The 22,061-nt window shown below is 36.5% G+C and carries 21 protein-coding genes; 17 read left to right on the top strand and 4 right to left on the bottom strand.

The window, feature by feature from the left end; genetic code table 11:
• Window positions 1-14: 14 nt before the first annotated feature.
• On the bottom strand, window positions 15-494 hold the full coding sequence (locus H0173_RS19725) for a GAF domain-containing protein (RefSeq protein ID WP_221848477.1): 480 nt from the start codon (window positions 492-494) through the stop codon (window positions 15-17).
• 216 nt (window positions 495-710) lie between these two features.
• Here H0173_RS19725 and refZ point away from each other — a divergent pair, with 216 nt between their 5' ends.
• Window positions 711-1,346 carry a forespore capture DNA-binding protein RefZ gene (gene refZ / locus H0173_RS19720; RefSeq protein WP_221848476.1) on the top strand — a complete coding sequence of 212 codons (636 nt, stop codon included), beginning with the start codon at window positions 711-713 and terminating at the stop codon, window positions 1,344-1,346.
• A 33-nt stretch (window positions 1,347-1,379) separates the two neighbouring features.
• Here refZ and hisJ read toward each other — a convergent pair whose 3' ends face one another.
• Window positions 1,380-2,171, bottom strand: coding sequence for a histidinol-phosphatase HisJ (hisJ, locus tag H0173_RS19715; protein WP_221848475.1), 792 nt, complete (start codon window positions 2,169-2,171; stop codon window positions 1,380-1,382).
• A 241-nt stretch (window positions 2,172-2,412) separates the two neighbouring features.
• Here hisJ and ezrA point away from each other — a divergent pair, with 241 nt between their 5' ends.
• On the top strand, window positions 2,413-4,101 hold the full coding sequence (gene ezrA, locus H0173_RS19710; protein WP_221848474.1) for a septation ring formation regulator EzrA: 1,689 nt from the start codon (window positions 2,413-2,415) through the stop codon (window positions 4,099-4,101).
• A gap of 40 nt (window positions 4,102-4,141) precedes the next feature.
• Here the strand turns inward: ezrA and brnQ are convergent, their stop codons facing one another.
• Window positions 4,142-5,473: a branched-chain amino acid transport system II carrier protein gene (brnQ, locus tag H0173_RS19705; protein ID WP_221848473.1), complete on the bottom strand. Its 1,332-nt coding sequence runs from the start codon at window positions 5,471-5,473 to the stop codon at window positions 4,142-4,144.
• A gap of 629 nt (window positions 5,474-6,102) precedes the next feature.
• Here brnQ and H0173_RS19700 point away from each other — a divergent pair.
• The 6 genes from H0173_RS19700 to rarD all read left to right on the top strand — a co-directional run bounded on the left by H0173_RS19700 (window position 6,103) and on the right by rarD (window position 13,262).
• Window positions 6,103-7,245, top strand: coding sequence for a cysteine desulfurase family protein (locus H0173_RS19700; protein WP_221848472.1), 1,143 nt, complete (start codon window positions 6,103-6,105; stop codon window positions 7,243-7,245).
• Window position 7,246: 1 nt separating this feature from the next.
• Window positions 7,247-8,452: a tRNA uracil 4-sulfurtransferase ThiI gene (gene thiI / locus H0173_RS19695; protein WP_221848471.1), complete on the top strand. Its 1,206-nt coding sequence runs from the start codon at window positions 7,247-7,249 to the stop codon at window positions 8,450-8,452.
• A 135-nt stretch (window positions 8,453-8,587) separates the two neighbouring features.
• Entirely contained in the window at window positions 8,588-8,797 is a 210-nt protein-coding gene (locus H0173_RS19690; protein ID WP_221848470.1) for an alpha/beta-type small acid-soluble spore protein, read from the top strand.
• 184 nt (window positions 8,798-8,981) lie between these two features.
• Window positions 8,982-10,568, top strand: a complete 1,587-nt coding sequence (gene mbcS / locus H0173_RS19685) for an acyl-CoA synthetase MbcS (RefSeq protein WP_221848469.1) — start codon at window positions 8,982-8,984, stop codon at window positions 10,566-10,568.
• Between the two features lie 72 nt (window positions 10,569-10,640).
• The gene (locus H0173_RS19680; RefSeq protein ID WP_221848468.1) at window positions 10,641-12,248 is read left to right on the top strand and encodes an amidohydrolase; all 1,608 of its coding nucleotides are present in this window, start codon (window positions 10,641-10,643) and stop codon (window positions 12,246-12,248) included.
• 90 nt (window positions 12,249-12,338) lie between these two features.
• On the top strand, window positions 12,339-13,262 hold the full coding sequence (gene rarD / locus H0173_RS19675) for an EamA family transporter RarD (protein WP_221848467.1): 924 nt from the start codon (window positions 12,339-12,341) through the stop codon (window positions 13,260-13,262).
• Between the two features lie 61 nt (window positions 13,263-13,323).
• Here the strand turns inward: rarD and H0173_RS19670 are convergent, their stop codons facing one another.
• A complete protein-coding gene (locus tag H0173_RS19670) occupies window positions 13,324-14,124 on the bottom strand; it encodes an NAD kinase (protein WP_221848466.1) in 801 nt (266 codons plus the stop codon).
• A gap of 228 nt (window positions 14,125-14,352) precedes the next feature.
• Between H0173_RS19670 and sppA the strand changes: the two genes are divergently transcribed.
• The 9 genes from sppA to H0173_RS19625 all read left to right on the top strand — a co-directional run bounded on the left by sppA (window position 14,353) and on the right by H0173_RS19625 (window position 22,013).
• Window positions 14,353-15,363, top strand: coding sequence for a signal peptide peptidase SppA (gene sppA, locus H0173_RS19665; RefSeq protein WP_221848465.1), 1,011 nt, complete (start codon window positions 14,353-14,355; stop codon window positions 15,361-15,363).
• A gap of 101 nt (window positions 15,364-15,464) precedes the next feature.
• Window positions 15,465-15,911 (top strand): RDD family protein, encoded by a 447-nt coding sequence (locus H0173_RS19660; protein ID WP_260631282.1) that lies wholly within the window; start codon window positions 15,465-15,467, stop codon window positions 15,909-15,911.
• A gap of 98 nt (window positions 15,912-16,009) precedes the next feature.
• On the top strand, window positions 16,010-16,699 hold the full coding sequence (locus H0173_RS19655) for a DUF2953 domain-containing protein (RefSeq protein WP_221848464.1): 690 nt from the start codon (window positions 16,010-16,012) through the stop codon (window positions 16,697-16,699).
• 17 nt (window positions 16,700-16,716) lie between these two features.
• Window positions 16,717-17,184 carry a GerW family sporulation protein gene (gene ytfJ / locus H0173_RS19650; protein ID WP_221848463.1) on the top strand — a complete coding sequence of 156 codons (468 nt, stop codon included), beginning with the start codon at window positions 16,717-16,719 and terminating at the stop codon, window positions 17,182-17,184.
• A gap of 397 nt (window positions 17,185-17,581) precedes the next feature.
• Window positions 17,582-18,082: a thiol peroxidase gene (gene tpx, locus H0173_RS19645; protein ID WP_221848462.1), complete on the top strand. Its 501-nt coding sequence runs from the start codon at window positions 17,582-17,584 to the stop codon at window positions 18,080-18,082.
• 117 nt (window positions 18,083-18,199) lie between these two features.
• A complete protein-coding gene (locus H0173_RS19640; protein ID WP_221848461.1) occupies window positions 18,200-19,186 on the top strand; it encodes a class I SAM-dependent methyltransferase in 987 nt (328 codons plus the stop codon).
• 214 nt (window positions 19,187-19,400) lie between these two features.
• Window positions 19,401-20,591, top strand: a complete 1,191-nt coding sequence (locus H0173_RS19635; protein ID WP_221848460.1) for an acetate kinase — start codon at window positions 19,401-19,403, stop codon at window positions 20,589-20,591.
• A gap of 71 nt (window positions 20,592-20,662) precedes the next feature.
• Window positions 20,663-21,514 (top strand): EcsC family protein, encoded by an 852-nt coding sequence (locus H0173_RS19630; protein WP_221848459.1) that lies wholly within the window; start codon window positions 20,663-20,665, stop codon window positions 21,512-21,514.
• Window positions 21,501-22,013, top strand: coding sequence for a MogA/MoaB family molybdenum cofactor biosynthesis protein (locus H0173_RS19625; RefSeq protein WP_221848458.1), 513 nt, complete (start codon window positions 21,501-21,503; stop codon window positions 22,011-22,013). The genes H0173_RS19630 and H0173_RS19625 overlap by 14 nt, the downstream gene beginning before the upstream one ends.
• The last annotated feature ends 48 nt before the right edge of the window (window positions 22,014-22,061 follow it).

Below are 22,061 nucleotides of genomic sequence, written 5' to 3'. Positions count from 1 at the left end.
TCGCGTTTTGTTACTTACAAATATGAAACCAATATTTGTGTAAAGTCTTCAAGTTCCTTTTGATCAAGCTCATCAAAGCGATTCTTCTCTGGTGAATCGATATCTAAAACACCAATTAGTTCGTCATTTTTAATAAGTGGGATAACAATTTCTGATTGTGAAGCTGCATCACACGCAATATGTCCAGGGAATAAATGAACATCTTCTACACGAACTGTTTCCTTAAGCTTTGCTGAAGTTCCACAGACGCCCTTGCCAATTGGAATTCTGACACAAGCCGGGAGTCCTTGGAATGGTCCTAAAACAAGCTCATTGTCTTCTAGTAAATAAAACCCTACCCAATTAATTCTATCAAGAAATTGATTTAATAAAGCAGAAGCATTACTTAAATTGGCAATTTTATTGCTTTCCCCTTCGAGGAGTGCTGCAAGCTGCTTTTTAACTAAAGCATACTTTTCTTCACGTGTTCCACGGTAAGATTCGACGTTAAACAACTAAAACACCCTGCTTTCTTACAAATATTTATTTATAATCGCAAAATGAAAAGAAAAAGGCAATACTTTGTCGAGATTTTTATAAAGGATATGGTGATTTTAACAAGAATGTTTATATATAACAAGGAATCCACGTTATTTGACAATATTTCATCCGTCTATTGCATAAGTCAGTCTATTAAATAAGCCAGAAAATCAAGTAAAGCAGGTGAGTACATGAGAAGAAAAGGTAAAAGGGCAATTGTGGATGCTGCAATAACACTATTTAATGCCAATGGATTTGACGGTACATCAGTTCGTGATATTGCAAAGAAAGCAAAGGTTAATCCTGCAAATATTGCTTATTACTTTGATAACAAACATGGGTTACTAGAGTATTGTTTTACAGTTTTCTTTGAAGGGTATGTGGAGCAGATTGAGGCAGGTTTTTCGATCGTTGACCAAGGTGCAGCAGATTGTTTAAAGAAAATAACTGAAAATATCATGAACTATCAGTTTGAAAATATGTATTTAACAAGACTTATTTTGCGAGAAATATCCCTTGACTCCCAAGTTGTCCGTGAAATAATGTCTACCTACTTGATGAAGGAAAGGTTTTATTTAAGCAAAGTATTAGAAATAGGGATGAAATCGAGAGAATTTAGAACACTTTCTCCAGATTATATGATTTTGCAATGGAAGGGTCTATTAAGTATGCCTTTCCTCAACACTCAATATATGACGGAAGTATTGCATGTTATGCCGAATGAAAAATATTTTGCTGAGAAATACGTTCGTGAAATATATCGATGGATTGAAGGAGTCGTAAGCAAGCAGCCAAATGATGAAACACTCTATCTTGCTGTAAAATAAAGAGAGAAGGAAATCCAAAAGTCAGATTTCCTCTCAAAGTAGCATGATATCCATGCCTTGTCCAAGATCCTTTATTTGATGTGAATCAGATCCATAGACAAGCGGTATTCCTTTGTTTATCGCCTCTTTTACTACCCAATCAGGCGGATAAGGCTCTCTGCACAGAGGTTTAGCTAAGCCTGCACCATTATAATCAAGTTCATAGCCTTTTACTTTAATTGCTTGCAGTACTTCTTGAATCTGTTCTGAAAAATCCCTTCCAGCGGGGAATTTTTTTTGAAATTTATTTACTAATGTCATATGCCCAATTCTTTTTGGTTTGTACGGGCCAAGCTCAGAATGAATAGACTTTAACAATGTTTTGAAATATGCCTCATATAGAGCATGAATTGATCCGTATTTTTCCGCCATCTGCCCAAAAACGTGAGGACTATAATCTAAACAATCATAATCATTTTCATATTTTAAAAAATGAACAGATAAAATAGCATCATCTAAAAACTTCCCATATTCGTTTAAAAAGCTTCGTGTTTGCTCTTCAAATCCCTCAATATAATCCACTTCAAGTCCAGTATTAATCTTGATTCTTCCGATGTAAATGGATTTCATCCTAGCAATTTCATCAAAATAAAGTTCAAGCTCTTCTAACTTAATAGAACTGTCCTGATCCGGAGTTGGATCAATGAACCCTTTAGGCAGCGGAGCGTGTTCTGTAAATGATATTTCTTTAAAACCTAGAGTAAGAGCTTTTTCAACATAGCCTTCAAGTGAATCTTTTGTTCCATGAGGGCAAAAGGGGGTATGTATATGTCCGTCTTTGGTCATTGGATAATCTCAACCTTCTTTCTGTAAGCATCAAGAAAAGGCAAAATATTTGAAAAAATGACTAAATTATTGTTCAATAAGGGGTACAAATGAAGTTTTTATACGATTTTCAATAAAAAGTTGAAATAAATAGTCAAAAATTGTCGTTTACATGGTATCATAAAAACATTGAACTGAACAATATTTTCAAGTTTATATAGAAGGTTTTGGTCTCGGAACAGAACAGGGGGCTTTTGAGAAAATGGAATATATTATTGGCGGTATCGTCATCGTAATAGTGTTATTTCTAACAGGTTACATATTAAAGAAAAAATATTATAGAGAAGTAGATCGGCTGGAAACATGGAAGATGGATATTGTGAACCGCCCTGTTCTCGATGAAATGTCAAAGGTTAAGCAATTAAATATGACTGGACAAACGGAAGAAATGTTTGAACGCTGGAGAATTGAATGGGATGACATTGTAACTGCACAGCTTCCAAACGTAGAAGAATACTTATTCGATGCGGAAGAATATATCGATAAATACCGCTTTAGAAAAGCGAAAGAGGTTCAAAAGTCGATCGAAAAGTATTTAAATGAGATTGAAGAACAAATCCAAAAATTACTTAACGAACTAAACGAGCTTGTAGGAAGCGAAGAAAAAAATAGAACGGAAATTGAAGAATTAAAGGATCTATATCGTGAGAGCAAGAAATCCTTACTTGCCCATCATCATACATACGGAAAAGCAGCAGATATTCTTGAACAGCAATTAGATGAAACCTTCACAAAGTTTGAAGACTTTGATGAAAAGACCGGTAATGGAAACTACTTAGAAGCGCGAGAAATTGTCCTAACCATAAAAAGTCAGCTAGATGAAATCAAAATAAAAATGGATACAATTCCTCATTTTCTTGTTGAGTGTCAATCAAAAATCCCTACCCAGCTTAAAGAATTAAGAGACGGGTACAAGGAAATGATTGAACAGGGCTATATTCTAGAACATATTGAATTTGATAAAGAGGTAAATAGACTTGAAAATGAAACATCTGCTTATTTGAGTCTCATAGAGATGGCAGATATGACTGATGTTCAAAAAGGGATCGAAGAAATAAAAGGCAGTATTGATTTCTTGTATGAGCTGCTAGAAGAAGAGGTCCATTCGAAGCATTACATTGCTCAACAGGATGATGCAACTAGAAATCTGCTATTTATGAATAAAGAAATTAATAAGCAATTAAGAAATGAAATTGAGCATGTTCGTCAAAGCTATCATCTTTCAGAAAAAGATATTGTTATTCAATCAGAGCTTGAGAAAAAATTAAGTCAACTGAATAAAAGATATGAAGTTCTTGAACATAAAATTTCTTCAGAGAATATTGCTCATTCCATAATAAAATCGGAGCTAGAGGAAATTAAAATTCAGCTGGAAGAGATTGATGAAGAACATGTTAAATTTGCTGAAAAGCTTCAGGCATTAAGAAAAGACGAAATGTCTGCACATGAAAGCATTAATGATTTAAGAAAAAAACTGGCTGAAACTGCCAGACTTGTTTCGAAAAGCAATATCCCTGGTCTTCCTCAAGACTATAAATATTTAATGGAAGATGCTAAAGAGAGCATTGATAATGTCATTATTAAGCTTGAAGAAAAGCCATTAAATATCCAAACGATTCAACAATATTTAGAAGTTGCCGTATTAACGGTTGAAAAAGTTGTGAATACAACAAATGATATGATCGAAACTGTTATGCTTGTTGAGAAAGTGATTCAGTATGGAAATAGATATAGAAGCAAATATCCTTCAGTAGCAAAAGGCTTGCAAGATGCTGAGACTTCCTTTAGAGGCTTTGATTATAAATCCGCATTAGAGCAGGCAGCGACAGCTATTGAAGATATTGACCCAAATGCCATGAAGAAAATTGAAGTGCTGATAAGCGAAGAATAAAGAGAGGTGTACCACATACGGTACACCTTTTTAATTCGAATTAATGACTATTTATTGTTTTTGGAGATTCTTTAATAATTAATGCGATCACATAGCCGATTAAAGCACCTGCTATTGCAGGGACGAGCCAGCCGACACCCTGATCAAAGAATGGCAGAACATCTAATGCGTTTTTTAATCCGGAAACATTGACGCCAGCCGCGTTTAAACCGTCAACAAGGCCGATCAATCCAGTTGGAATGATTGCGCAAATATATACTGCTGAATAACCCTTAAATAGATTATGAGCAAATGACAAGAAAATTAGCACAATCGCTAGTGGATAGATAAATACTAACACGGGTACAGAAAAACTAATAAGCTGAGATAGTCCAACATTGGCGATAACTGCACTAAAAACTGAGAAAATAACAACAAATCTTTTATAGGAAACTTTCGGGATAAGCTTAGAAAAATATTGAGAACAAGATGTAATTAACCCAACAGCGGTTGTAAGACATGCAAAGAAAATAGCTAATGCTAAAATTACAGCTCCGAAGGATCCAAACAATTGGTTGGCTGTTGCCGATAAGATAGCAGCTCCATTTTCTTGCGTTCCAATGGCATCAGTGCTTGTCGCACCAATCCATGCAAGAGCCATGTACACAAGTGCAAGTGCTGCAGCTGCAATAATACCTGCGCGAATGCAAAGAGAGGTAATCGTTTTTTTATCAGCAATGCCAAAATCTTTTATCGAAGCTACTACGAAGCTTCCGAATACAAGGGATGCAATGGCATCCATAGTTAAATAACCTTCCAGAAAACCTTTAAAAAATGGACCGTTTGCATAAGCTTCGTTAGGTGATTTAAAATCTCCTAATGGAGTAATAAAGCTTTTTATAGCGAAAATAGCTAGAACGATCAGTAATGCTGGTGTTAAAATTTTTCCAATTCTATCAACCAATTTAGTTGGATTCAGTGATAGCCACAATGTAATGGCGAAATATATGACAGTAAAAATAACGAGAGCTAATCCGGAAGCTGATGCAGATTTAGGTAAAAATGGGACTACCCCTATTTCAAATGCAACCGTTCCAGTTCGCGGAATAGCGAATAAAGGACCAATAACTAAATATAGGGCAACAGTAAATACTACAGCATAAATGGGGTGTACACGACTTGACAGTCTTTCTAAGTTCTCTGCTTTAGAAATAGCGATAACCCCAAGTAATGGTAATCCTACCCCCGTTATAAGAAATCCCAAAATGGCCGGCCACACACTACTCCCTGCTTGTTGTGCAAGAAATGGCGGAAAAATCATATTACCTGCTCCGAAAAAGAGGGCAAACAGCATGAGGCCGACAGGAATAATTTGTTTTGTCGATAATTTCATCTTTCTTTTCCTCCTAAAAAGCAATAAAGTATTTTCTTTTTAGCTACTTCTAAACTCACCAACAAAATCTCATTAATGAAAAATTAAAAAAGAGGAAAAATAAATTTATTAGTACAATTATTCAGTTAATTAATGGTATTTTCCGGTTTTTTAATAAAAAGATATGAACAATAGAAATAGCTAATGGAAGAAATAAATAATCCAACTTCAAATGAATGTATCGAAATGTTTAGAAAATTCATCCCCCGTTTTTACCCATTAATAATCGTAAGCATGCCTTAAAAACATAATTAACATAGTAACATACGCGGGTAGAAAAATGTCGAAAATTATCAAAGTTTAAATTTTAAATATATTACCATAATACGTAATTGAGATCCTATTCCCAATTGAACGAATTTAGCCTAGGAGTCTATGATGTATAAATTAAAAATTTCCATTAATGGTGACAAAATAATTTTTTCTTATATCAAAAATTATGTGATTTTCACCTCCTTACTCATTTTTTGCGATAATATTAAAAAGATTCATTTTCATTCAATATTATGTATGGTAAGATTTACAGTTGGCATTAGTTTTTAACGAAAACCCCCGTTAATGATAAACCTGCTGATATGGAGGGGAACATGATGATTTATTTCGATAATAGTTCGACAACAAAACCTTTTAGAGAAGTAATAGAGTCGTTTTCAAAAGTCTCATCAGAATTCTTTGGCAATCCATCATCATTACATGGCTTAGGAGCTCAGTCAGAGAAGCTGCTTTCACAGGCGAGAGACCAAATGGCCAAGCTGCTGCATGTTCAAAAAAATGAAATTTATTTTACTTCAGGCGGTACTGAAAGTAATAACATAGCAATAAAAGGGACTGCTCTTAAGCATAAAGGCAGAGGAAAGCACTTAATAACAACTGAGATTGAGCATCCATCGGTTAGGGAATCAATGGAACAATTAAGTGAACTTGGGTTTCGTGTCACTTATGTACCAGTAGACGCAAATGGCGTTGTGAAGGTTGAAGATATTGAAAAGGCAATCTGCCATGATACAATCTTAGTTTCAGTTATGCACGTAAATAATGAAATTGGCTCTGTTCAGCCGATTAAAGAAATTGGACAGCTTTTAAATCAATATTCAAAAATTCTATTTCATGTCGATTACGTTCAAGGGGTTGGTAAAGTGCCTCTAAATATACATGAAAGTCAAATCGATCTTTGCACAATATCAGGCCATAAATTTCATGGTTTAAAAGGAACCGGGGTATTATATGTGCGGGAAGGCGTAAGAATCTCCTCTTTAATTACTGGAGGAGGGCAGGAATGGAAGCTAAGAAGCGGAACGGAAAATGTTGCAGGAATGGTAGCGATGGCAAAGGCTCTTAGATTAACTTTTCTTGAGCAGGAAAAGAACTTAAATCGTATGGTTAACATAAGGGATTTTTTAAGAAACAAATTGGAAATGATAGAGGGAGTTATGATTCATACCCCTATTACCCACTCAGCTCCACATATTTTAAACTTTTCCATTAAGGGATTTAAGGCAGAAGTATTTGTACATGCATTAGAGGAAATGCATGTGTTTGTTTCGACGACAAGTGCGTGCTCTTCGAAGAAACAGAAAGCGAGCAATACTTTACTTGCAATGGGCATTCCCGAGGAAGATGCATTGAGCGCTATTAGAATCAGTCTATCATATGAAAATACTCTAGATGAGGCAGAGCAATTTATTAAAGCTGTAAACGAAGCCGTGTCAAGGCTAAGAAAGGTAATGAACTAATATGAATTATGACCGTATACTTATTCGATATGGAGAGTTATCAACAAAAGGAAGAAATCGAAAGCTCTTTATTGATAAATTAAGAAGAAACATTAAAAGAGTTCTCCGCAATTATGAAAATGTAAAGATTGAAGCGAATAGAGAGAGAATGTTTGTCCTATTAAATGGTGAAAACGGTGAAGAGATTATTGACCGGTTAAAAAATGTTTTCGGGATACAATCTTTTAGTCCTGCTGTTAAAACGGAAAAAGATTTAGAAAAGATGAAAGAAGCGGCATTATCCCTATTTAGAAAAAATTATTATGCTGACCAAACGTTTAAAATAACAACTAAAAGAGCTGATAAAACCTTTAGCTTAAACACTGATGAAGTGAATCACGCCTTTGGCACCCACTTGCTTAAAAATATTGAAGGATTAAAAGTAAATGTTAAAAATCCTGATATTAATCTTCAAATTGAGATTAGGGAAGAAGGAGTATATTTTTCATGTGAAACCATCTATGGAGCAGGTGGACTTCCGGTTGGTTCAAGTGGAAAGGCAATGTTAATGCTCTCAGGTGGAATTGATAGTCCTGTTGCTGGATACCTTTCCATGAAAAGAGGTCTGGAATTAGAAGCTGTCCATTTCTATAGCCCTCCTTTTACTAGTGAGAGAGCTAAACAAAAGGTAATTGATTTAACGGAAAAACTAGCAAACATAAGTGGCGAGGTTGTTGTTCACATTGTACCATTTACGGAAATTCAGCAGCTTATTCAGCAGCAAATTCCTGAGAATTATTCCATGACATCAACAAGACGGTTAATGCTGAGAATTACAGATGAAATTAGAAAGAAAAATGAGGGCTTGGCCATTGTAACTGGAGAGAGTCTTGGACAAGTTGCCAGCCAAACTTTAGAAAGTATGTTCGCAATAAATGATGTCACAAACACACCAATTCTTAGACCGCTAATTACAATGGATAAATCTGAAATTATCGATATTGCCCATAAAATTGATACTTTTGAAATATCTAATCGCCCATATGAGGATTGCTGTACGGTGTTTGTTCCTTCATCACCGAAGACAAAGCCAAAACGGGATAAAGTAAGGCAATACGAAAGCTATATCGATTATGATCCATTCATCGCTAAAGCTGTCGAAAATACGGAAACCTTTCATATTAAGCCACAAACTTTAAAGCAAGAAATGTTTGAGGATTTATTTTAATAACGGAGGTTTGCTGGCTGGACTAGAATTTAAGTGGTTGTTTACAGTTACCATGCTATGTAACAATTACCAATAAAAAATTGAATATGGGCATGTGATTTTACACATTATAAACTCACAAGGAGGTGAAGTCACATGCCAAGCAGCAGAAGCAACAATTCAAACCAACTTCTAGTTCCTGGAGTACAGCAAGCTCTTGATCAAATGAAGTATGAAATTGCTAACGAGTTCGGTGTAAACCTTGGTGCAGATACTACATCCCGTGCTAACGGTTCTGTAGGAGGAGAAATCACTAAGCGTTTAGTACAAATGGCTGAACAGCAATTAGGCGGTTACCAATCTTAATTAAAAAATAAATATATATGGCTACATGGAGCAGGATCTCAATCCTGCTCCTCTTTGTGTTTCTAACATAAGTATAGGTAAATCTTTTGAAGAATAATAAATAATTCAAACTTTCAAAATAATCTAGTATAATAATGATTAAGAGTTTATCAATAGATTAAGACATACTAGGGGGAATAACAAAATGAAGCGCGAAGACTTATTAGCACCTGAACAATATAATTTGGTAACAGAAATAGAGCAGTTTGCAAGTGATTCTAATAGACTTGCTATTAAATGGGAAAGTGAAACAGGAGAGAAAAAAGAAGTTACATACAAAGAATTGCTAAAGAATGCTAATAAAATCGGGAATATTTTTAAGAAGCAGGGGCTTCAAAAAGGCGATGTTCTTTTAATTATTATTCCTCGGCTCATTGAAGCTTATCAAGTTTACGTAGCTGCACTAAAAGCAGGTATTGTCGTTATTCCCAGCTCTGAAATGCTTCGGACGAAAGACCTCCAATACCGTATTACACATGGAGATGTAAAGGGAATCGTCAGCTATTACCCATATGTCAGTCAATTTGATGGAATAAAGGAAATTGAAAACTTACCGAAATTTGTAATTGGAAATCAAAATGATGGATGGATTCATTTAGATGAAGAAATGAAGACGGCGTCTGATGAAATGCCTTTTGCAAATACAAGCAAGGATGATATGGCATTTTTATCATATACGTCAGGCACTACAGGCAATCCAAAAGGAGTTGTCCACACTCATGGCTGGGCATTTGCACATCTTCGTACAGCTGCGCCAAATTGGCTTTGCATAGAAGAAGGGGATACCGTTTGGGCAACAGCTGGCCCGGGATGGCAAAAGTGGATTTGGAGTCCCTTCCTTTCAGTATTAGGCTCAGGAGCAACTGGATTTGTGTACAATGGCAAATTTGAAGCGAAAAAATATTTAGAGCTTCTTCAAGAATATGATGTAAATGTTCTTTGCTGTACACCTACAGAATACCGAATTATGGCGAAAGTTGATAATATCCATGACTATAAGCTTCCGAATTTACGAAGTGCTGTTTCAGCAGGAGAGCCATTAAACAGTGAAGTCATCGAAACATTTAAAAAACATTTTAATGTGGATGTTCGTGATGGCTACGGCCAAACAGAAAATACTTTGCTAGTTGGCATCACGAAAGGAATGGAGCTAAAAGCTGGCTCTATGGGAAAACCAACCCCAGGCAACAGAGTGGAAATTATTAATGAAAATGGAGAGCTCTGTGGTGTAAACGAGGTTGGAGATATAGCTGTTCATATTGAATCTCCAGCTCTGTTTAAGAACTATTATAAGGACCCTGAAAGAACAGCTATGCAATTCAGAGGAGATTATTATATAACTGGAGATAAAGCAAAAAAGGATGAAGAGGGCTATTTCTGGTTTGAGGGCCGTGGTGATGATATCATCATTAGCTCCGGCTATACAATTGGACCATTTGAAGTGGAGGATGCCCTTGTTAAACACCCATTTGTAAAGGAATGCGCAGTTGTTGCCAGTCCTGACGAGGTTAGGGGAAATATCGTAAAGGCATTTGTTGTTTTAAAAGAAGGCGTAAATGAAAATGATCCTAATCTTGTAGTAACGCTTCAAGAGCATGTTAAAGAATTGACAGCGCCTTATAAATATCCGCGAAAAATTGAGTTTCTTGATGAATTGCCAAAAACAACTTCTGGTAAAATTCGCCGAGTTGAACTGAGAAAACAAGAAATGGAAGCAGCTTCAAAAAAGTAAGCTAAGAAATGAAAAAATCATGCAGGCGGGATTTCTGCCTGCTTTTACAATTTTATGAAAGTTGGGGTTAAAATGGGGACGCTTTGGTATGGCGGCAATATTTATTCATTAAGTAATGAAAATCATGCAGTAGAAGCTGTTTATACGAAAGGAAACAGAATTACTGCCATTGGTTCGCTAGCAGAACTTGAACAAAAATATTCAGGCGAAATAGACAACAGAATAAACCTGAAAGGAGATACGATGATTCCAGGGCTTGTTGATAGCCATATGCATTTAATTGGCCATGGTGAAAAGCTAAATAGGCTAGACCTCTCAAGTTACAACTCAAAAAAAGATGCTCTGCAGGCTGTTAAAGAATACGCTGAAAAATTGGATAATGCGGAATGGATTATTGGCGAGGGGTGGAATGAGAATCAATGGGGTCCAAAGGAAGGGCCAATTTTAGCTCAGGATTTAGATGAGGTTGTCCAAGATCGTCCTGTAATGTTAAAGAGAATTTGCCGGCATGCACTGGCAGTTAACACAAAAGCACTTCAAGCAGCGAACATCGATCAACATACACCCAATCCAGATGGAGGTGTTATTGAAAGGGATGAAATTGGATATCCGACAGGGCTATTGAAAGAACAAGCTCAAGATTTAATCTATGATATCCTTCCAGAGGTTACAGACTCCTATTTAAGAAATTCCATTCGATCTGCCATTAAAGATGCCTATCGTTTAGGATTAACAGGAGCACATACAGAAGATTTAAGTTATTACGGGGGATTTGAACAGACTTATAAAGCGTTTAAAGATGTAATTGAAGAGGAAGGTTATACTTTTCGTGCTCATTTATTAGTCCATCATCTTGCTATTGATGATATGAAAGCGGCTGGTGGGGGATTTTTGACAGGGGATGAATGGGTAGAATTTGGAGCAATGAAGATATTTTCTGACGGTTCCTTAGGAAGCAGGACAGCTTTGCTCAGCCGCCCATATGTAGATGATCCTTCCACATCCGGACTTGCTATCTTTACGCAGGAACAATTAGATCATCTTGTTAAAAAGGCTAGGGACTATTGTATGCCTGTTGCCGTTCATGCCATTGGAGATTTAGCATTTGAAATGGTCCTTCATTCAATTGAGAAATATCCATTGAAAGGGAATGGACGTGACAGGCTGATCCATGCCCAAATTGTGCGAGGAGAGCTGATTGAGAGAGCGAAAAAACTGCCGCTTATTTTGGATATTCAGCCTAGATTTCTTGCTTCTGATTTTCCATGGGTATTGGATCGCGTTGGAGTGAGACAAAACCAATATTTATATGCTTGGAAAACTTTATTAAGCGAAGGACTTCCATGTGCAGGGGGATCTGATGCACCGATTGAACCATTAAACCCGCTTTTAGGCATTCATGCCGCCGTTACCCGGACGAATGTGGATGATCCCGAACAAACGGTTTATTTGTCAGAAGAAGCCTTATCTGTTTTTGAGGCAGTCCGCCTTTTTACAGCAGGCAGTGCATTTGCAGCTTGTCATGAAAATGATAGGGGAAACATTAAAGAAGGTTACTTAGCGGACTTTACAATCATGAGTGAGGATATCTTTAAGATTGATCCACATCTAATTCCTTCGATATCCATTTCAAAAACAGTTATTGGCGGAAAAATTGTATATGATTTATTAAGTGAATAATATTAATGCCAGAATTAAAAGATTGCCAGCATCTTTCAGTACGAACTATAATATTAATATTTCGATACTAGAAAGAATTGAGGAGTAACAATGAATAATAATGAGATAAAAATAGGTGTCTTTTATGCTGGCTTTTCCTATTTTATATGGGGCTTATTGCCGATTTATTGGAAGTTTCTTCATCATGTGAATGCAGATGAAATATTAATGAACCGGATATTTTGGTCATTTATCTTTATGGTAGGCGTTCTTCTCATCACGAAAAAGTGGGGAGAGTTTATACTGATACTGAAGAATTTCCGTACGAATAAAAAACAATTATTTGCACTAATTATTGCTTCCTTGCTAGTAAGCTGTAACTGGTTTATTTATATATGGGCCGTTAATACAGACCAAATTATCGAAGCAAGTCTAGGATACTATATAAATCCGTTAGTTAGCGTGCTATTAGGAATGATCGTGTTTAGAGAGAAACTATCTTCTGCTCAATATGCATCCTTTGCTTTAGCTGCAGTAGGTGTACTCATTCTCACGCTTTCATATGGAAAATTTCCTTGGATTGCTATATTGCTTGCTCTAACTTTTGGAATATATGGATTATTGAAAAAAATGATAAAGGTGGAATCTTCGATAGGGTTAACCCTTGAGACATTAGTTGTGGCACCGATTGCTCTTATTTATATAGTGTTTCTATTTGCAAAGGGCACTCAATCATTTTTATCCGTATCTGTAGGAACAGATTTATTTTTAATTGGAGCAGGTGCAGCAACAGCTATTCCTCTCCTATATTTTGCTAAAGGTGCACAAAAAATACCGATGTCCACTTTAGGATTTTTACAATTTATTGCACCAACAATATCATTAATTCTTGGTGTTTTCGTTTACCATGAACAATTTACAAAAATTCATTTAATATCGTTTATCTTTATCTGGTCTGCCATTACCCTTTACTCTTTGTCGAAAACAAAACTTTTTGTTCATTTAGAGACAAGGAAGAAAAAGGAGATTGCTTAGTTTCTTTAAAATTGCAAAAACAAAAGGAGCTGTTTCTGTTATAGAACAGCTCCTTTTGTCTCTATAAAAAGGTTCTTTTTACTTTTTCCCAGAATGAATTGTCCTTTAATTTAACTGTTTTTATTATTTTTCCGCTTAGTTTAATATCAATCTTATCTACTTGCTGTATGCTTAATGCTTCATTATCCATCCCCATTGTAGGATGATCATTCCCGTCTTGCACAACGACTAAAGTTAATTTTCGTTCACTGCCTAATATAAAGGAGGAACCTAATGTGCGGTAGCGATTATTATTCAGGGAAGCCATTTCACTCACCTGCATACAAGGGAGAAGAGGGTCAACGATGGAACCTCTTAACGATTTATTATACGCAGTACTTCCAGTCGGAGTGGCTACAACAATTCCATCGCCGCGAAATGTTTCAAAATGAAAATCATCAATAAAAACATCCAGAACTAATGTCTTAATGATCGCAGAGCGTATGCTAAACTCGTTTAAACAATAAAATGAAGTTTGATCATCAATCGTTACTTCTATTGTTGGATAGCGGCGTACTTCCACTTGTTCATTTGTCATAGCCTCCGCCATTTGCTCTGTGTGATCAATATGAAAGTCACAATATAAACTAGGGCTATCAAGTGTTGAAATTCCTACATATAAACAGTCATCGCGGTAGCCTGTTTTTCGAACAGCCTGTAAAAACGCACCATCTCCACCGATACTGGCAATTACATTCGCTTTATGAAAATCAGTGACTATATTAAACCCGTGAATTTTTGCAAGATCATATAAAGAGGATACTTTATCCTTCATTTCAGGGCTTTTTTTATAGAAAAAATAGACATTTCGGCGAGTAGACATTTTCATTCCTCCAAAAAATAAGCATTAATAAAGAAGTTTTCTTTGACAAGGATATTCAATAATTTGGTATGATAGGTAATGTTTATTACGAAAAATATGCTGTATAGCAGAGCTGCTGATCTTATTCGAACTCAGTTTACACTTTTTTGAAACGTTTTAAAAGCATTTACGTATCTAGAACTAGGCAGTATTTATTGCTTGCGCTTTTCTAATAAGGGAGGATTACAAATGAATGGTAAACGCTGGGCCGCATTAGGGATTGCGGCTGCATTATTTATTTTCTCTATTGTCACAAATTTTCTTACAGGTCTTGCTTTTAAAGACTTTGAAACATCATTTACGGATTTATTTGCTTCAAGTAAAGCTGGATTTACAGAGGAAGTAATAGATGAAGGCAATCAAATGAAGAAAATTGTCGTTCTAGATGTCGATGGGGTTATTCAGGATACAGGTGAGGCTGCTTCCATTTTTTCATCTGGCGGCTATAACCATAAGGGATTTATGAAAAAGCTCCAGCAGGTAAAGGACGATCAGACTGTAAAAGCACTCATCATCCGCGTAAACTCTCCAGGAGGCGGAGTGGTTGAAAGCGCTGAAATCAATAATAAAATCAAAGAAATTCAGACCGAAACGAAGAAGCCTGTTTATATTTCCATGGGCTCCATGGCAGCATCAGGCGGATACTACATATCAGCTCCTGCGGATAAAATCTTTGCCAGCCCTGAGACAATGACAGGTTCTCTGGGAGTTATTATGCAAGGGATCAATTATTCAGGGCTTGCTGAAAAATATGGTGTAAACTTTGTTACTATAAAGAGCGGCCCTTATAAAGACATAATGAGTCCTTCAAGAGAAATGACAGAGGAAGAAAGAAAAATTCTTCAATCTATGATCAACAATTCTTATGAAGGATTTGTAAAGGTTATTTCTGAAGGGCGACATATCCCTGTCGATCAGGTGAAAAAAATTGCAGATGGAAGAATTTATGACGGCAGACAGGCTAAAGAATTAAATTTAATTGACGGTTTTGGTTACTTGGATGATGTGATCGATACTCTTAAAAAGGATCATAAATTAAAGGGTGCACAGGTTGTTAGATACACGGAGAATTTAGGATTTGGCTCGATGTTTAGCATGAGTGCACAAAAATTCATGGGCAATGATGTTGAAATGGCGGGGTTAATGAAGCTATTGTCACAGCCAAATTCACCGCGTCTAATGTACTTATATGCTGAATAGGAGGTGCAAAGATGAATTCACAACAGCCAGAAGCAGATATGAATGTTAATCATGAAATACCTGAGAAAGCTCAAGTAACAGTGACAGAATCAAATGAAGGTATGGATAGGATGGAGTCAAATAATCAGTGGGCTCCTTTACGTTTTGCTGGTTTTTGGATGAGGTTTTGGGCATACTTGCTTGACCTAGTCGTAATCGGCAGTATTGACCGAATGATTATCAATCCACTATTCCGTGTATTAGATATTCCGCTTACAGAGTTTAATATCTTTGCACCGATTTCAATTGCATCTGCCATTACGTTTTATGCCTATTTTGTATTAATGACGCGATACTTTAATCAGACGCTAGGCAAAATGGTGTTTGGCTTAAAAGTTGTTGATCTAAAGGGCCAGAAACTAACATGGGGCACTGTAATCTTTAGAGAATGGATTGGACGTTTTATTTCCGCAACCATTTTGATTGGTTATGTGGTCGTTGCTTTCCTGCCGAAAAAACAAGGATTACATGATATTTTTACAGATACGACTGTCATTCACGAAAATTAAGAATAGATAAGCTAATAAACCTGTATGGCAAATGAATGCCTGCAGGTTTATTTTTCCTTTTGGAGGCAATAATAGTAGGCTGAAAGGTGTGACTGTATTTGAAATGGATTTTCATTGCCTTAGCCATACTCGTCCTCATTTTTATTCTCATTCTATTTACTAAATTAAAGGTGTATTTATATTTTAATCATCTTAATGATGATGACCATTTAAAAATTGAATTTAAGGCATGGTTTGGTTTGATTAGGTACAAGATTGAGCTGCCTCTTATAAAATTTGATGATAATTCACCAACTGTTGTTGTAAAGCAGAAAACAGGCACCAAGGAGGAAGCGGTTAATAAAGATACGAAGCAATATGGAGCAGAAGATCTCCTCGATAGCCTGCACGACATGAGGGAGCTTTTGCAAAAAGTCATTTCACTGCATAAAATCGTTAAAAAATTTTTGAGCAAGATTACTATTCAAAAATTGGATTGGCACACAACATTCGGGATTGGAAATGCTGCTTATACTGGAATGCTGACAGGTGCATTTTGGGCTATTAAAGGAAGTATTATAGGTGTCGTCAGCCATTATATGAAACTGAAATCATATCCTAATTTAAGCATCACTCCCCAATTTCAATTTGCGCTGTCGCAAACCTCTATATCATGTATTTTTTATTTTCGAATCGGACATGCTATGTTAGCAGGAATTAAATTGATTAAATATTGGAAAGGCGGAAAACCTAATTTCAAATCAAAGCAGTTATCTGCTCTTTCTGATAATAAAACTAAATCGATATAGAAGAGGGGGCGCAGTAAATGTCTGAGCATCCAATTCAAGGGCTAATGACAACTGCCATGGAAAACTTAAAGGAAATGATTGATGTCAATACCATCATTGGTGACCCAGTTGAAACGCCGGATGGCAGTGTTATTTTGACTGTCTCAAAGGTTGGATTTGGTTTTGCTGCCGGTGGCAGTGAATTTAAATTAGAGGGGCTATCAAATGGAAACGGACAGGGACAATCTGGCAGTCATCCTTTTGGCGGCGGAAGCGGTGGTGGAGTATCCATAACTCCTATTGCTTTTCTTATCGTAAACTCTGGAGGAGTTAAAATGGTGCATCTTGATGAGAGTACTCATCTATACGAGAGAATTCTTGATCTTGCTCCTCAAGCTGTTGATAAGATTCAGCAGATGTTTAATAACAAAAATAGAGACAGCAGCAATCAATCTCATCATGATAACCAAAAAAATAATGGTCCAAAACAGGATTTAGATTTTTAGCTTACACGGTTAACTTTCCAATAGAGGAAGGTTAACTTTTTTCTTGGCTTTAATTAAATAATTGGCTGTTTTCATGAACTTTGTTGTTTAAACACTAAATAGTGAACCGTTCCTTTCCGCTACAGGCACTTGCTTTCCGCGGGGAGGAAGTCGAGCCTCCCTCGCCGTTCCGTCTGCGGGGTCTCGACCTTTCCTCTATTTCCTGCAGGAGTCAAGTGCCTTCCGCTCCAATCCACTCTGTGCTTTCAATATTATAATAAAAGCAACAATCTTTTAGAAAACAGCCAAATAATTAAATTGAAAATTCATTTAAAAAATAAAGCCAATAAAATTGCAAATCTAATGTTGAGAAGATATGATTTACAATGTACATATATTGTTTAAGGAGATGAATGGGATGGCGGAAATTACGTTTAAAGGCAATCCAGTCACATTATTAGGAAACGAAGTAAAGGTAGGAGAAAAAGCTCCAGATTTTAAAGTTCTTGCAAATGATCTATCTGAAGTAACTTTAGCTAATTCAAAAGGTCATGTTCGCTTAATCAGCGTAGTTCCTTCAATTGATACAGGCGTTTGTGATGCACAAACACGCCGCTTTAATGAAGAAGCTTCTAAATTAGATAATGTAAAAGTATTAACAGTGAGCGTTGACCTTCCATTTGCACAAAAACGCTGGTGTGCAGCTGCAGGAATTGAAAATGTACAAACAGTATCTGACCACCGCGATCTTTCTTTCGGTGAAGCATTTGGAGTAGCAATTAAAGAACTTCGTTTATTAGCTCGTGCTGTATTTGTTGTTGATTCAAATGATACAGTTACTTATGCAGAATACGTTAGCGAAGCAACTGACCATCCAAATTATGAAGCAGCAGTTGAGGCTGCTAAGCAAGCGAAGTAATAATAAGAAAAATGAGAGGCGCCTTGGAATTTTTCCAAGGCGTTTTCTACTTTCTTGTTTATCTGCAAAAAGGTTTGTACAATAGGAAAATAGGAAAGTTATCGGGAGGAATTAATCATGAATAAAACAACTCCGGTTGAGGAAATGTTTACAGTTTTTAATGAAACAGCTGAAATGATTCAAGAAGAGCTGTCTTGTACATATTTAGAAGCATTAGCTGAAACAGGCGAAAATATGTTTCATGGAAGTATTCTTCAGGATGAATTGAGTGAGTTAACAGTAAAAAGATTAAAAAAAGGCTATGAATCGATTAGATTAGACAGCTTTGACAAAGAGGAAATCCGTAAGGCTTTTCAGCTTGCTATTCTTAAAGGAATGAGGGAGATGGTTCAGCCTAATCATCAAATGACACCTGATGCTGTTGGCATGCTTATGGGCTATTTAGTTAATAAGTTCATTCAGAAGCAGGAGTTTCACTTATTAGATCCGGCAGTTGGAACAGGAAATCTATTAACAACGGTTATAAATCAGCAGCATAATAAAACAGTTCATGCTACAGGGATTGATATTGATGATGTTTTAATTAAGCTTAGCTATGTGAATGCAAACTTGCAGCAGCACCCCATTCGCTTTTTTAACCAAGATAGCTTAGAGCCGCTTTTTATCGAAGCTGCTGATGCGGTTATAAGCGATTTGCCTGTTGGCTATTACCCAAATGATCTGAGAGCAGCTGATTATGAAATGAAGGCAGAACAAGGTCATACATATGCTCATCACCTATTCATGGAACAAAGCATGCGTCATGTAAAGGAAGGCGGTTACCTATTCTTTATCGTACCGAATGGATTATTTGAAAGTGAACAGGCGCCTAGTCTTCATGAATATATAAAGAAGCATGCTAATATTCAAGGCTTGCTGCAGCTTCCTCTTACTTTGTTTAAAAATGAAAAGTCAGCGAAAAGCATTTTTATTCTCCAGAAAAAAGGCGAAGGTGTAAAGGCACCAAAGCAAGTACTTCTGGCGAATCTCCCTAGTTTGTCAAAAACTCTTGAAGTGGAAAAAATATTGCTGAAAATCGATGGATGGTATAAAGAAAATAAATAAGTTGGAAGCCGATTTATCCGGCTTCTTTCTTTATGTAAGGTATATTTATGGATAATTTATGACATAAAATCTAATTTTGCTTTAAAGTAATGGGAGAGTGGCTTGAAATGCCTACCCTCCAGTGATTAAATGGAAAAATAGAAGATATTAATAATATAGATTGCACAAAATAATGACGACCTAAAAGAGCCTATTTAAAGGAGCGGTTGAAAATATGGCAAAAATAATAGCAATTAACGCCGGCAGTTCATCATTGAAATTTCAATTGTTTGACATGCCGAGTGAAGAGGTAATAACAAAAGGTCTAGTAGAACGTATTGGACAGAATACTGGAGTATTTAATATATTTGCAAATGGTAAAAAGATAAAAGAAACAGCAGTCATTCCTAATCATGATGCAGCGGTCAGTCTTTTGCTTGAAAAATTAACTTCTCTTAAAATAATTCATTCTTTACAAGAAATTGAGGGGATTGGCCACAGGGTTACACATGGAGGAGAAGCGTTTAACGATTCCGTGATCATTACTGATGAAGTACAAGCAAAAATTGAAGAATACGCTGAACTGGCACCACTACATAATCCAGCTAACCTTGCAGGAATTAATGCTTTTAAGCATGTCCTGCCACAGGTTCCGGCAGTAGCAGTATTTGATACTGCATTTCATCAGACTATGCCTGAAAGCTCATTTCTGTATAGCCTTCCTTATGAATATTATAAAAAGTACGGAATTAGAAAATATGGTTTTCATGGAACTTCCCATAAATATGTTTCACAGCGTGCGGCTAGCATGCTTGGACGCCCGATTAGCCAACTAAGATTAATTTCCTGCCATCTCGGGAATGGGGCAAGTATTGCGGCCATTAAAGGCGGGAAGTCAATTGATACTTCAATGGGTTTTACTCCTTTAGCAGGGGTGACAATGGGAACTCGTTCTGGGAATATTGATCCAGCCTTAATACCATTCATTATGGAAAAAACAAATAAAACAGCGGACGAAGTTTTAGATGTGTTAAATAAAAAAAGCGGAATGCTTGCTTTGTCAGGATTTTCAAGTGACATTCGCGATATTGAAATGGAAGCTGCGGAAGGTAATGAAAGGGCGAAATTGGCTCTTGAAGTGTTTGCTAATAAAATTCATAAATATATTGGATCGTATGCTGCTAGAATGTCTGGTGTTGATGCTATTATCTTTACCGCTGGAATAGGTGAAAATAGTGATGTGATTCGTGAACGTATTCTTCAAGGCTTGGAATTTATGGGTGTATACTGGGATCCTGTTCTCAATAAAGTTCGGGGAGAGGAAGCGTTTATCAATTATCCTCATTCTCCGGTAAAAGTATTAGTAATACCTACAAATGAAGAAGTGATGATTGCACGGGATGTTGTCAGGCTAACAAATATATAAAGAGAAGAATTTCCCATTTTAAGTATGCTATACTGTTTTCAAATAAGCTGGATGGATTGGAGGAATACAAAATGGCATTGACCGTACGAGATCAAAAGGTGTGGTCCGAAATCCAAGAATGGGAAAATAAGCTTTATAGCTATGAACCAAATGATCTTCAATTAACATATGAAAAATATTTAGAGAGGTCCTTTGATTTACTTCCGGAAAATGTTCAGCGGCAAGCATTTGCCCTGTTGGATAATTGGCTATTTCATTTACATGCAATAATCCAAGGCTCTCAGCTCCAATTAGATGCCAAAGAACGGATTTTGACGGCGGGACGAATATTTAATGGACAAATTGAAAGTATTGAAGATTTACAAACATTAAGTATTGATCAGCTTCAATACATAGCAGAGCAGCAAATTGCTAGGCACAGGCTATATTCATTTGCTCAAGGAGGTCTGGCAGGGACAGGAAGCTCCCTTATGCTAAGTGCAGATATTCCGGCAATGGCAGTCATAAACCTAAGAGCAGTACAGTTAATTGCCATGACATATGGGATCGAAGTAAATACTCCATATGAGATGATGAGTTCTCTAAAAGTATTTCATGCTGCAACACTTCCTTCCAGAATGCAAAGCAGGGCTTGGGAAGAGTTAATTCACGATTTGCATAATGAACAGGATTATTATTTTTATGAAGGAAAAGAAGAAATTACTGATATTAAATGGATGGAGCAGCCGGTAAAGCAGCTTTTCAAAGGAGTGGCTATTTATGCATTTCGGAACAGAGCCATAAAGGGCCTTCCTATTATCAGTATGGCGATTGGGGCTGGAACCAATTATGGGCTTACTCGCAGAGTAACTGATTTTGCTCATAAATATTACCAGTACAGATACTTGACTAAGAAAGGGGAAGAATCACTTGAGCAGTATTGAGCATAAGCTGGAAGCGCCAAAGCAGGTTACTTGTAAAGTGATTACAGTTAGTGATACACGAGATAAGGAAACGGATAAAAGCGGTAAGCTTATGATAGAAGTACTGCAGGAAGAAGGACATATCGTAAAGGATTATGTAATTGTTCAAGATAACGCTGAACAGCTTCGTGCTGAAGTTGTCAAAGGCTGTAAGGATCCAGAAATTGATGTCGTTCTTACAAATGGCGGTACAGGCATCGCTCTTCGTGATATTACGATTGAAACAGTTAGAGGCTTATTCGATAAAGAAATTAACGGCTTTGGCGAGCTTTTTCGGATGCTTAGCTATCAAGAGGATATTGGCTCTGCGGCAATCCTTTCTCGAGCAGTTGCAGGAGTGGTGAACAATAAAGCAGTATTTTCAACACCTGGTTCATCAGGTGCAGTACGTTTAGCTATGAACAAGCTAATTCTGCCTGAACTCGGTCATGTCGTTAGAGAATTAAAGAAAGATTTGTAATAGCAAAAACACCTAAACACTATAGAAGCTGTTTAGGTGTTTTTAATT

The sequence above is a fragment of the Bacillus sp. S/N-304-OC-R1 genome, assembly GCF_019749375.1.
GTDB lineage: Bacteria > Bacillota > Bacilli > Bacillales > Cytobacillaceae > Cytobacillus.
Note: the sequence above shows the minus strand (reverse complement) of the source record. Positions and strands in the feature narration are given on the sequence as shown.

Bases quoted from the DNA above. Each gene is read 5' to 3' on its own strand.
- refZ (WP_221848476.1), top strand. From the start codon at position 711: ATGAGAAGAAAAGGTAAAAGGGCAATTGTGGATGCTGCAATAACACTA.
- hisJ (WP_221848475.1), bottom strand. From the start codon at position 2,171: ATGACCAAAGACGGACATATACATACCCCCTTTTGCCCTCATGGAACA.
- ezrA (WP_221848474.1), top strand. From the start codon at position 2,413: ATGGAATATATTATTGGCGGTATCGTCATCGTAATAGTGTTATTTCTA.
- brnQ (WP_221848473.1), bottom strand. From the start codon at position 5,473: ATGAAATTATCGACAAAACAAATTATTCCTGTCGGCCTCATGCTGTTT.
- H0173_RS19700 (WP_221848472.1), top strand. From the start codon at position 6,103: ATGATTTATTTCGATAATAGTTCGACAACAAAACCTTTTAGAGAAGTA.
- thiI (WP_221848471.1), top strand. From the start codon at position 7,247: ATGAATTATGACCGTATACTTATTCGATATGGAGAGTTATCAACAAAA.
- H0173_RS19690 (WP_221848470.1), top strand. From the start codon at position 8,588: ATGCCAAGCAGCAGAAGCAACAATTCAAACCAACTTCTAGTTCCTGGA.
- mbcS (WP_221848469.1), top strand. From the start codon at position 8,982: ATGAAGCGCGAAGACTTATTAGCACCTGAACAATATAATTTGGTAACA.
- H0173_RS19680 (WP_221848468.1), top strand. From the start codon at position 10,641: ATGGGGACGCTTTGGTATGGCGGCAATATTTATTCATTAAGTAATGAA.
- rarD (WP_221848467.1), top strand. From the start codon at position 12,339: ATGAATAATAATGAGATAAAAATAGGTGTCTTTTATGCTGGCTTTTCC.
- H0173_RS19670 (WP_221848466.1), bottom strand. From the start codon at position 14,124: ATGTCTACTCGCCGAAATGTCTATTTTTTCTATAAAAAAAGCCCTGAA.
- sppA (WP_221848465.1), top strand. From the start codon at position 14,353: ATGAATGGTAAACGCTGGGCCGCATTAGGGATTGCGGCTGCATTATTT.
- H0173_RS19660 (WP_260631282.1), top strand. From the start codon at position 15,465: ATGGATAGGATGGAGTCAAATAATCAGTGGGCTCCTTTACGTTTTGCT.
- ytfJ (WP_221848463.1), top strand. From the start codon at position 16,717: ATGTCTGAGCATCCAATTCAAGGGCTAATGACAACTGCCATGGAAAAC.
- tpx (WP_221848462.1), top strand. From the start codon at position 17,582: ATGGCGGAAATTACGTTTAAAGGCAATCCAGTCACATTATTAGGAAAC.
- H0173_RS19640 (WP_221848461.1), top strand. From the start codon at position 18,200: ATGAATAAAACAACTCCGGTTGAGGAAATGTTTACAGTTTTTAATGAA.
- H0173_RS19635 (WP_221848460.1), top strand. From the start codon at position 19,401: ATGGCAAAAATAATAGCAATTAACGCCGGCAGTTCATCATTGAAATTT.
- H0173_RS19630 (WP_221848459.1), top strand. From the start codon at position 20,663: ATGGCATTGACCGTACGAGATCAAAAGGTGTGGTCCGAAATCCAAGAA.